The 11,536-nt window shown below is 73.4% G+C and carries 5 protein-coding genes; 4 read left to right on the forward strand and 1 reads right to left on the reverse strand.

Translation table 11 applies throughout. The annotated features are described in order from the left end of the window. The 4 genes from DMH12_RS39315 to fxsT form a co-directional block, all read left to right on the forward strand. Nucleotides 1–2,996: tetratricopeptide repeat protein (locus DMH12_RS39315; RefSeq protein WP_185832712.1), on the forward strand; the 2,996-nt coding region annotated here is incomplete at its 5' end. Nucleotides 2,997–3,088: 92 nt separating this feature from the next. Next, the gene (locus tag DMH12_RS33720; protein ID WP_125495158.1) at nucleotides 3,089–3,364 is read left to right on the forward strand and encodes a hypothetical protein; all 276 of its coding nucleotides are present in this window, start codon (nucleotides 3,089–3,091) and stop codon (nucleotides 3,362–3,364) included. Continuing rightward, nucleotides 3,361–4,644, forward strand: a complete 1,284-nt coding sequence (locus DMH12_RS33725; RefSeq protein WP_125495159.1) for an aKG-HExxH-type peptide beta-hydroxylase — start codon at nucleotides 3,361–3,363, stop codon at nucleotides 4,642–4,644. The genes DMH12_RS33720 and DMH12_RS33725 overlap by 4 nt, the downstream gene beginning before the upstream one ends. Nucleotides 4,645–4,719: 75 nt before the next feature. Further along, the gene (fxsT, locus tag DMH12_RS33730; protein WP_125495160.1) at nucleotides 4,720–7,722 is read left to right on the forward strand and encodes an FxSxx-COOH system tetratricopeptide repeat protein; all 3,003 of its coding nucleotides are present in this window, start codon (nucleotides 4,720–4,722) and stop codon (nucleotides 7,720–7,722) included. 77 nt (nucleotides 7,723–7,799) lie between these two features. Here fxsT and DMH12_RS33735 read toward each other — a convergent pair whose 3' ends face one another. Further along, nucleotides 7,800–11,504 carry a multifunctional oxoglutarate decarboxylase/oxoglutarate dehydrogenase thiamine pyrophosphate-binding subunit/dihydrolipoyllysine-residue succinyltransferase subunit gene (locus DMH12_RS33735; protein WP_399189774.1) on the reverse strand — a complete coding sequence of 1,235 codons (3,705 nt, stop codon included), beginning with the start codon at nucleotides 11,502–11,504 and terminating at the stop codon, nucleotides 7,800–7,802. Nucleotides 11,505–11,536: the final 32 nt, after the last annotated feature.

Raw genomic sequence — 11,536 nt, forward strand, 5'->3', positions numbered from 1 at the left:
CCCCGGACCTCACCACCCCCGGTACCAGGGCGTCCACCCCGGTACCGCTGCGTGCCGCGGGCGCCGCCACCGGCCGGACCGACGGCGGCGGCACCCACGCCACCTTCCCGGTGCGCGCCCCCGCCGCCACCGCGCTGCCCGGCCTCCTCGGCCTGGAGAAGGCCCTGCGCATCCTGAGCCGCTACCGGGTCGCGGGCACCGAGTACACGGACGGCGACATCGACGAGGAGGCGACCGCCGAGCGCGCCGCCGTGACCGGCTTCGTCCTGCCCGTACCGCGGCCGGGCCGCAGCAGGCGGTGCGACATCCGCCTCCTGGTGGACACCGGGCCCGCGATGGCCGTGTGGGGACAACTGGTCGAGGAGCTGCGCCAGGCCTGCCAGCAGGCGGGAGCGTTCGCCGCCGTCCGGGTCCACCATCTGTACGCCGATGCCGCCGGGAGCCCGGCGATCGGTCCCGCCGCCGAGCCCGGCCGCCCGCCGCGGCTGCGCTCGCCGGACGAGCTCCACGATCCCTCGGGCCGCTCCGTCACCCTGCTGATCAGCGACTGCGTGGGCACCCTGTGGCAGAGCGGCGGGGCGCAACGGCTGCTGCGGGAGTGGCCGCGCTCCTCGCCCCTGGCCATCGTCCAGCCGCTGCCACCCCGCCTGTGGGGCCGCACCGCCCTGCCCGCGGAGCCCGGACTGCTGGTCCGGCCGGCCGAGTTCGGCGGCCGTCTCACCTTCCACCCGGACGACGAGCCGTGGGACGAGCCCGAGGCACCCGTCACGGCGGTACCGGTCCTCCAGCCGACACCGGAGGCGTTCGAGACCTGGGCGCGTCTGCTGGCCGGCACCGGCCCCACCAGCGAGCGGGCCTGGGCCGCCCCGACGACCCGCCACCCCGCGCCGGCGGCCCCGGCCGGCACGGTCGCGCGCGCCGACGACGAACTCGTCCGCGCCTTCCGGGCGACCGCCTCGCCGGGGGCGATGCGCCTAGCCGTCTACCTGGCGGCCGCCCCGCTCACCCTGCCCGTCATGCAACTCGTCCAGCGCGCCATGCTCCCCGACACCGGCCCCATGGAACTGGCGGAGGTCCTGCTGGGCGGGCTGCTGCGCCGGTTGCCCGGCCCCGAAGAACAGCCGTGCTTCAGCTATCCGGGCCGAGTGCAGGACCTGCTGCTCTCCACGCTCGACCAGGACACGGCCGGACTCGTCCTCAAGCACTGCTCGGACTACGTGGAGCGCCGCTTCGGCAAGGGCACCCGCAACTTCGCCGCGCTGGCCGCGGTCCGCCTCGCCGGGCACGACGCCGGGGCCGCCGACACCGGGCCGCGCACGGACGACGACTCCGCGCCGAACGCCGGGGACAGCGTGGAGGCCGAGCTGTTCGCCCGCATCCCCGCCCGGGTGCTGCGCTTCTACCTGCCGGACCTGGTCACGCCCGAGCCCCTGACGGAGGCGGAGCGGCTGCTCGGCCAGTGGCGCACGCTGGCCGACCCGGACGTGCTGCACCGGGCGCGGGAGCACGCCGAGGCCGCGGTGCGGGCCGCCACCAGGACCGCCGCCGACGCCGCCTCGGCACCCGACGAGGACGACAGCGTACGGGCCCGGCTGGTCCTCGGCCGCGTGCTGCGTGCCGAGGCCGACACGGTGGCGGGCCGCGCACCGGAGCGCCGGGCGGACCTCCTCGCCGCCGCCACCGAGGAACTGGCCACGGCCCACCGCACGGCGCCGGACAACAGCCCCGCACAGGCGGACTCCGCGCTGGAACTCGCCGCCGGACTGCACGCGTTGTGGCGCGTCACCGGTGACCCGGACCGCCTCCTGGCCGCGCTCGACGTCCTGGCCCCCGACACCGCCCCCTGGCCCGAGGCCGTCCGCCGCGCCTCCGGGCCCACGGAGGCCGGGCCCGCCTCGGACCGCCACCGCACCGAGACCTGGCGCGCCGTCCACCGGGCCCGGCTGCTGCGCCGCGGCCGGATCCTGCTCGACCTGGGGCACCACGGCGAGGCCGCCGCCGACCTGCGCCCGGCCTGCGCCCTGCTCGACGAGTCCGACGCCCCCGGCCCCGTACGCAGCCGGGCCCTGCTCGACCTGGCGCGGGCGCTGCGCGGCGACCCGGCGGACGAGGAGGCGACCCGGGAAGCGCTGCTGCGGGCGGAGCGGGCCGCCGGTGACGACCCCGCCCTGCGGCTGCCCTGCCTCGCCGCCCGCGCCGCGTTCCACGACACCGCGGGCGAGGCCCAGGAGGCCGACGAGGCGTACGAGACGGCCGTGCTGCTCGCACCGCCGGAGAGCGTCGTACGCTGCGGCCTCCTCACCACCTGGGGCGAGTCGCTGCTGCGCAGGGCGTCCCGAGGGGACGGCGCGGGTCTCGTGGACCGCGCGGAGTCCGTACTGAGGGAGGCCCTCAAGGACCTGCCGGCCCGCTCCGCGCAGCGCGGCCGGCTGCAGGCGCTCGTGGGCAGCGCCCTCGCCCAGCGCTTCCGGCATCTGGGCTTCCTGCCGGACCTGTTCGAGAGCCGGCACCTGCTGGGGCAGGCCGTGCGGGCGGCGGCCGACGTGGGCGTACGGGCCGAGGCCTGGCTCCAGCTCGGCAGGGTGCGGCTCGAAGGGTGGTACCGGGCCGGCGCGCCCGTGCTCTTCGAGGCGCTGCACGCGTACGAGAACGCCGAGCGCGAGGCGTGGGAGGCGTACCCGGTCGGGCCGGGCCCGGTGACGGTGGCACGGGCCCGGCACGGGCGCGGAGCGGTGCTGGTGCTGCTGGGCCGGCCCAGCGCGGCCGGGGCGGCCTACCGGGCGGCGCGGGAGCAGTGGCAGCGGCTCACGGGATCCCTGCATGAGGTCGACTGGGACGACGTGGAGCTGACCCGCCGCGCGGGAGACGACCTCGCGGCGGGACGGACACCCGAGGCCCCGTCCCGGACCATGCCCGAGGAGGAGTGGAGGCGGCTCTCACCGCCTTGGCACCCTTGGGGGGAGCGATCCAACCCGGCCGAGTTTGCGCGCAGTTGATCCGTGAAGGGTTTCCGTCTCCGGCCGGTCGGGAAGAACTGGGCAACCATCGCGAGGGGACGAGGCGGGACGTGGGCAGGGAGGAGCCGAGGGTGGCGGAGCAGGGGATGGGAACGCCCGGTCGCGGCGGGGGCGCCGGACCGACCGTGCTTCTGCCCGGGCTCACTGATGCCGACCTGCGGACATTGCGTGCCATGGACGATCCGGAACTCATCGCGGCCGTCGACCGGTTACTGGCCGGCTCCGACGAGTTCCAGCAGGTCTGGCATTCCGGTGACAGCGAGCGGCTGATGCCGGAAGGCTCCGGAGAGTGCTCGTTTTCGGCCCCACTCGCCGAGTCTCCGCCGACTCGGGTGTCCGGGGGATGACTCCGTCCCCCGTATCGCCCGACGTCTTCGTCGCACTCGCCCGGACCCGACCCCTGCCCGCCGCGACCGCGGCACTGCGTGCCGCGATCCACGCGCGTCGCATGCTGCTCCTCAAGGCCCTCCTGGTCCGGGTCGAACGACAGGGTTCCTCGCTGTCCCCCGCCGCGCACCGGGACTTCGAGGACGACTGGGCGCTGCTGGAGCGCGCCGAACGGGCCGACGGGGCAGCCGTGCGCGACGTCCTCGACTACCCCACGGTCGGCGCCTGGCTCACGGAGGCCCTCGCCGCGCGGCCGGGAACAGCCTTCGAGGCCCATCTGCCCCACCTGCGGGGCGTCGCCGTCGCCGCCGCCGTCCGGTCCGGCCGGGCGCCGTCCGGGAGGCTCGCGGCCCCTTCGGGACTGCTGGCCCTGCCCGGCCTGGGCGTACTGCGCAGCCCTTCGGGGTGGGCCCGGGCGAGCGGCGGAGCGGGGCCACCCCGGCTCACCGCGGAGGCGGGCCCCGACGGCGCCGGCGTGCGCCCCCGCCGGAGGCGGCCGGGCGCCGGGCCACCGGGACCGGAGGAGGGAACCGGTTGGCGCGCGCTGCGGAAGCTGCCGGGCGGTGACACGGTCCTGGACGACCTCGACCCCTACCGCGTGCCGTCCGGGGGCATCGGCGGGGCGAGTGCGCCCGCGGCCGACCGCGCACGCACCGAGTACGGCACGTGGGCGGGGCGGTGGCGTCTGGCTCGCGCGTTGCTGTCGGCGACCGACCCGGGACGGGTCGCCGAGACGGACGCGCTGGTGCGTTCCGTCGTGCCGCTCGCCACCGTGCGCGGCGCGGGAATCCCGAGCGGGGCGACGCTCCGTGCCGCCCCGGGCGCCGTGCTGACCCAGAGACCGGCTGACGCGCCGGAACTGGCGGAGACGCTGGTGCACGAGACCCACCACAGCAAACTGGCGGCCCTCGGCGAGGCCGTGGCGCTGTGCCGGCCCGGCGGCACCCTGCACCGGGTGGCGTGGCGGCCGGACCCCCGCCCCGTCCCGGCGGTGCTCCAGGGTGCTTACGCCCACCTCGCGCTGCTCGATCTGTGGTCGCGGGCGGAGCGCGCGGCCGCCGTGCCCGAGGAGTGGCGACAGCGGGCCGCCGAACGTTTCGCGCAGTACCGGGAACAGGTCGGGGATGCCTTGGCCGTACTGAGTGAATCCGATGAACTCACCTGCGCGGGGCGGAGTTTCGTGCGGGAGATGCAGGGGCACCACGAGAGTCTCGGCGTGGCCGCCCGAAACTCGACATGACGGAGCGCACGCGTGTGACCGCGTTGCGTTAGCGTGTGCGCGAGCGCGGCGGACGCGGCGGGACAGGGAGCGGTGATGGCGGACAAGCGGTGGTCCGGCGGGGGCGGTGCGACGGCCTCCGAGCACATTCTTGTTGTCTTTCCCGGCTATCACCGCTCATGGGCGGCGTGGATCGAACAGTGCCTGGAACGCCACGGCCAACGGGCCACACTTCATCGCTGGGACCCGCCGCGGGAGATCCCGCTGGAGGACTCCCTCGGCGACCTGCTGCTGTCCAGCGGGCGCGTGCTCCTCGTCCTCAGCGACTGGTTCTTCGAGCTGGGTCCGCGCCCGCCGGGGGAGTGGAACGACGCGCTGCGCGGCTTCGTCGCCGCGCACGCCGACCGCTTTGCCGCCGTCAACCTCACCAATCGCCCGCTGCTGCCCGCCACGGCCGTACTGGAACCGGCCAGTCTGTGGGCGCTGAGCGAGGAAGCCTTCGAGGAGCGGCTGCTCGCCCGGCTGGGCCTGGCGCCGCTGCCCACCCCGCGGACCCCGGCCACCCGGGTCCGTTTTCCCGACACGCGATGCGACGTCTGGGGCGAGGTGCCGCGCCGCAACCCGCGCTTCACCGGCCGCGACGACCTGCTCACCACCGTCCACCAGCGCCTCGCGGACGCCGAGCGCGGCGCGGCCGCCTGCACGCTGCTGGGCATGTCGGGCATCGGCAAGACCCAGCTCGCCGCCGAGTACGCGCACCGCTTCAGCACCGACTACGACGTGGTCTGGTGGGTCAACTCCGACGACCGCAACATCCAGCGCGACCGTCTCGGCGAACTCGCGGTCGAACTCGGTCTGCGCAGCGGCAGCGAACCCGGCGAACGCATTCGCGCGGTCCGCAACGCCCTGCGTCGTGGCGACCCGCACCAGAAGTGGCTGGTGATCTTCGATGGCTGGGACGACACCGAAGGAGCCGACTCCCTGCTCCCGCAGGGAACCGGCCACGTCCTGGTCACGTCCCGCAACCGGGCCTGGAGCGAGCGGACGGAGGCCGTGGAGGTCCCCGGCTTCGTGCGCGCCGAGTCCGTCGGCTACCTGATGCGCAGGGCCGGCCACATCAGCGCCGCCGAGGCGGAGGAGGTCGCCGCCGAGTTCGGTGATGTACCGCTGCCGCTGGTCCAGGCGGCCTCCTGGCTCGGTGAGTCCGGTATGGAGGTGTCCGAGTACCTGCGGATGGTGCGCGAGCGCCGGCTCTCCACCGTCGACGAGCCCGTCACCGGCGACGGCTTCCCCCAGTCCTCCATGACCTCCTGGTCGATACTGCTCAACCGGTTCCGCCGGGCCCAGCCGCAGGCCATCGACGTGCTGGGACTGTGCACCTCCTTCGCCCCCGGGCGCATCCCGCTCGGACTGATCCGCGCCTACCCGCATGCCGATCTCCCCGAGAACCTTCGCTGGATGACTGCGGATCTGCCCGCCTGGTCCCGGGCGCTGGACACCTTGGTGAAGTACTCGGTCCTCACCCGCGAGACCCGGGGTCCGGCCGGCCTGGAGATGGGACCACACCAGGAGTCGGTGCACATGCACCGGCTGGTCCACGACATCGTCTCCAAGCTGACCGGTGACGATCAGCGTGACAGCCACCGCAGAGCGGTGCGCACCCTGCTGGCCGAAGCGGACCCCGGCAACCCCCTCGACAGCCGGAACTGGCCCCGGTACGCCGAGTTGCTGCCGCACCTGGAGCCCTCGGGCGCGCTCGACAGCACCCGGCCCCGGGTCCAGGAGACCGTGCTGAACTGCCTGCGCTACTGCAACCGCAGCGGGGAGTACACCACCGGCCTGAACCTGGCCCGGCGGACCCGGGAGCGCTGGGCCGCGTTCCTGCCCCCGCTCTCCCCGCAGATGCTGGACCTGACGCGGGAGGAGAGCACCATGGTGCGGGTCAGCGGCCGGTTCCGAGAGGCGTACGACCTCGACCGCGACGTCCTGGAGCGGCTGCAGGCGGCGCCCGGCACCAACCCGCTGGCGGAGTTGACCACCCAGGGGGCGATGGTCAGCTGCCTGCGCCACCTGGGGCGCTACGACGAGGCATACGCCTTGCAGCACGAGGTCCTGGAAGGCACCGACCGCCTGCTCGGCCCGAACGAGACCGCCACGACGGTCGCCCGGCACAACCTCTGTGTCAGCCTGCGCCTGCTCGGCCGGTTCGCCGAGGCCTACGAACTCGACCTGGAGAACTACGGCATTCGCGAGAGCGTCCTGCGCGCCCGGCACATCAGCACGCTCAACTCATCGAGCGCCGTCACGCACGACCTGAGGCTGCTCGGCCGCTACCGGGACGCGCTCGCACGCCAGGAGCCGGCGGTCCGCCTGCATCTGCAGGTGCTGGGCCCGCAGCATCCACAGACCCTGGGGGCACGCACCCAACTGGTGATGAGCCGCCGCAGAGGGGGCGGGCCCACGCAGGACATCGGCCCCGAGATGGCGAGCCTGCTGGACGAGCTGGCCCAGGTCCACGGCCGTGAGCACTACCGCACCCTCGCCTTCCTCACCAACTACGGCAACTACCTCCGCGAACACGGCGACCTCAGTCACGCCCGCGAGCTCATCGAGGAGGCCGAGTCCGGGTACCGGGCGCTGCTCGGGCCCGCCCACCCCGTCGCCACCGGCATGCTCGCCAACACCGGCCTGATCATGCAGGCGGCCGGGGAGCGGGCCGAAGCCATGTCGATGTTCGAGGCGGCCCTGGCCGGACTCACCGCCACCCTGGGCCCCGACCATCCCTGGGTGCTCGGCTGCGCCCTGTGCGCCACCGGAGCGCGCAACTTCAACGGGCGGATCGCCGACGCGGTGGAACTCGGCCGGGACACGGCTCGCCGGGCCCAGCGCACGCTGGGCGGGGAGCACCCGCTGACCCTGTCCTGCCAGGTCGCCCTGGCAGCCGACCTGCGGGCCGCCCGGGAGCACGAGGAGGCCGGGAAGCTGGAGGAGGACGGGCTGCTGGGTCTGACCCGGACGCTCGGCGCCCAGCATCCGCACACCCTCTCCGCCCGTCAGCGCACCCGCCCGTACTGGGACTTCGAGCCCTACCTGGGCTGAGCGGCGGTACGCGGACGCGAAGAGGCCGGCCCCGGAAACGGGGCCGGCCTCTTCGGTCGGGTGGCGGGGCTCAGGCCTCAGGCCTCGAAGACCTCACGCACCAGCTGCTCCTGCTCGGCCTGGTGCCGCTTGGCGGAACCGACGGCCGGGGACGAGCCGTGCGGGCGCGAGATGCGGCGCAGGCGCTCGCCGTGCGGGATGTCGGCGCCGACCGCCAGGTCCAGGTGGTCGATCAGGTTGAGCGCGATGAACGGCCAGGCACCCTGGTTCGCCGGCTCCTCCTGGGCCCACAGGTACTTCTCGGCGTTCGGGTACTTGGCGATCTCCGCCTGGAGCTCGGCACCCGGCAGCGGGTACAGGCGCTCGATGCGGATGATGGCCGTGTCGGTCACGCCGCGCTTCTTCCGCTCGGCGTCGAGGTCGTAGTAGACCTTGCCGGCGGTGAAGACGACCTTCTTGACGGCGGCCGGGTCGACCGAGTCGTCGCCGATGACCGGGCGGAACTGGCCCGTCGTGAACTCCTCCGCCTTCGAGGCCGCGGCCTTCAGACGCAGCATCGACTTCGGGGTGAAGACGACCAGCGGCTTGTGGTGCGGGTTGTGCACCTGCCACCGCAGGAGGTGGAAGTAGTTCGACGGCAGGGTCGGCATCGCGACCGTCATGTTGTTCTGCGCGCAGAGCTGGAGGAAGCGCTCGGGGCGGGCCGAGGAGTGGTCCGGGCCCTGGCCCTCGTAGCCGTGCGGGAGCAGGAGCGTCACGCCGCTCGTCTGGTTCCACTTCTGCTCGGCCGACGAGATGAACTCGTCCACGACCGTCTGCGCGCCGTTGACGAAGTCGCCGAACTGCGCCTCCCACATCACCAGCGCGTCGGGGCGGGCCAGCGAGTAGCCGTACTCGAAGCCCATCACCGCGTACTCGGAGAGCAGCGAGTTGTAGACGTTGTACCGGGACTGGTCCTCGGACAGGTACAGCAGCGGTGTGAACTCGTCGCCCGTCTCACGGTCGATGACGACCGCGTGGCGCTGTCCGAAGGTGCCGCGCTGCGAGTCCTGGCCGGAGAGCCGGACCGGGACGCCCTCCAGGAGCAGCGAGCCGACGGCGAGGGTCTCGCCCATGCCCCAGTCGATCGTGCCGTCCTCGACCATCGCCGCCCGGCGCTGGAGCTGCGGCAGCAGCCGCGGGTGCACGGTGACGTGGTCGGGGATGTTGACCTGGGACTCGGCGATCCGCTTGACCGTCTCGGCGCTGACCGCGGTGTTCACCGCGACCGGGAACTCGGCCTGCGGCTCCGAGGGCTCGGCGGAGGCCGGCTGGGAGGCGGCCTCGCGGACCTCGGTGAAGACCTTCTCCAGCTGCCCCTGGTAGTCCTGGAGCGCCTGCTCGGCCTCTTCCAGGGTGATGTCGCCGCGACCGATGAGGGACTCGGTGTAGAGCTTGCGCACCGAGCGCTTCTTGTCGATCAGGTCGTACATCAGCGGCTGGGTGAAGGCCGGGTTGTCGGTCTCGTTGTGCCCGCGGCGGCGGTAGCAGATGAGGTCGATCACCACGTCCTTGTTGAACGCCTGGCGGAACTCGAAGGCCAGCCGCGCCACGCGGACGCAGGCCTCCGGGTCGTCGCCGTTCACGTGGAAGATCGGGGCCTCGATCATGCGGGCCACGTCGGTGGCGTACATCGAGGAGCGCGAGGACTCCGGGGCGGCGGTGAAGCCGACCTGGTTGTTGATGACGACGTGGACGGTGCCGCCGGTGCGGTAGCCGCGCAGCTGCGACATGTTCAGGGTCTCGGCCACCACGCCCTGGCCCGCGAAGGCCGCGTCGCCGTGGATCGCCACCGGCAGGACGGTGAAGTCCGTGCCGCCCTTGCCGATGATGTCCTGCTTGGCGCGCGAGACGCCCTCCAGGATCGGGTCGACCGCCTCCAGGTGGGAGGGGTTGGCGACCAGCGAGACCTTGATCTGCTCGCCGTCCAGGCCGGTGAAGGTGCCCTCGGCGCCCAGGTGGTACTTCACGTCACCGGAGCCGTGCATCGACTTCGGGTCGAGGTTGCCCTCGAACTCGCGGAAGATCTGCGCGTACGACTTGCCGACGACGTTGGCCAGCACGTTCAGCCGGCCGCGGTGGGCCATGCCGACGACGACCTCGTCCAGGCGCGACTCGGCGGCCGAGTCGATGACCGCGTCGAGCAGCGGGATGACGGACTCGCCGCCCTCCAGGGAGAAGCGCTTCTGGCCGACGTACTTCGTCTGCAGGAAGGTCTCGAAGGCCTCCGCCGCGTTCAGCCGGCGCAGGATGCGCAGCTGCTCCTCGCGCTCCGGCTTGGTGTGCGAGCGCTCGATGCGGTCCTGGATCCACTTGCGCTGCTTCGGGTCCTGGATGTGCATGAACTCGATGCCGGTGGTGCGGCAGTACGAGTCGCGCAGCACGCCGAGGATGTCGCGCAGCTTCATCAGGGACTTGCCGGCGAAGCCGCCGACCGCGAACTCGCGCTCCAGGTCCCACAGGGTGAGCCCGTGCTCGGTGATGTCCAGGTCGGGGTGCTTGCGCTGCTGGTACTCCAGCGGGTCGGTGTCGGCCATGACGTGGCCGCGGACCCGGTAGGAGTGGATCAGCTCGAAGACGCGGGCGGCCTTGGTGACGTCGTCGTCGTGGCTGGCGTCGATGTCCTTGAGCCAGCGGACCGGCTCGTAGGGGATGCGCAGCGCCTTGAAGATCTCGTCGTAGAAGCCGTTCTCGCCGAGGAGCAGGTTGGCGACCTGGCGCAGGAACTCGCCGGAGGCGGCGCCCTGGATGACCCGGTGGTCGTAGGTCGACGTGAGCGTCATGACCTTCGAGATGCCGAGCTTGTTCAGGGTGTCCTGGCTGGTGCCCTGGAACTCCGCGGGGTAGTCCATGGAGCCGACGCCCATGATGACCGACTGGCCGGGCATCAGGCGCGGCACCGAGTGGACGGTGCCGAGGCCGCCGGGGTTGGTCAGGGAGACCGTGACGCCGGAGAAGTCGTCCATCGTCAGCTTGCCGTCGCGGGCGCGGCGGACGATGTCCTCGTAGGCCTGCCAGAACTCGAAGAAGTTCAGCGTCTCGGCCTTCTTGATCGCCGCGACGACCAGCTGGCGGTCGCCGTTGGGCTTGACCAGGTCGATGGCGAGGCCGAGGTTGACGTGCGCCGGCTTGACGAGGGTCGGCTTGCCGTCCTTCTCGCCGAAGGCGTAGTTCATCGTCGGCATGGCCTTGATGGCCTGCACCATCGCGTAGCCGATCAGGTGCGTGAAGGAGATCTTCCCGCCCCGGGCGCGCTTGAGGTGGTTGTTGATGACGATGCGGTTGTCGAACAGCAGCTTCACCGGGACGGCGCGCACGGACGTGGCCGTGGGCAGCTCCAGCGAGGCGTTCATGTTCTTCGCGACCGCGGCGGCCGGGCCGCGCAGGGTCACCAGCTCGGGGCCCTCGGGGGCCGCGGCGGCGGCGTCCTTCGAGGACGCGGCGGGCGCGGCGGCCTTCGCCTGCGGCTGGGCCGCCGGCTTGGCCGGCGCGGCGGCGGGCTTGGCGGCCGGAGCAGCGGGAGCCGCGGCGGCGGGCTTCGCGGGGGCGGCCGGCTGGGCGGGCGACGCGGCGGGGCCGCGCGGCCCGCGGCGGCGGGGGGGCGGGAAACCCCCGCCCGCGGGGGGGCCCGCCCCCCCCGGCCCGGCCCCCCCCCCCACGTGAGGGGGGGGCCCCCCCGCCACAACGGGCACGCCGACCTGATCCGGGAGTGCCTGGACGGTGCCACGGGCGACTGACGTCATCCCCGACGGCCACCGGGCCTCCGTACGGGGCC

The organism is Streptomyces sp. WAC 04229, assembly GCF_003947455.1.
Taxonomy (GTDB): Bacteria; Actinomycetota; Actinomycetes; order Streptomycetales; family Streptomycetaceae; genus Streptomyces.

Excerpts from the sequence above, each read along its gene's own strand:
- fxsT (WP_125495160.1), top strand. The coding sequence starts at position 4,720 with ATGGCGGACAAGCGGTGGTCCGGCGGGGGCGGTGCGACGGCCTCCGAG.
- DMH12_RS33725 (WP_125495159.1), top strand. The coding sequence starts at position 3,361 with ATGACTCCGTCCCCCGTATCGCCCGACGTCTTCGTCGCACTCGCCCGG.
- DMH12_RS33735 (WP_399189774.1), bottom strand. The coding sequence starts at position 11,504 with ATGACGTCAGTCGCCCGTGGCACCGTCCAGGCACTCCCGGATCAGGTC.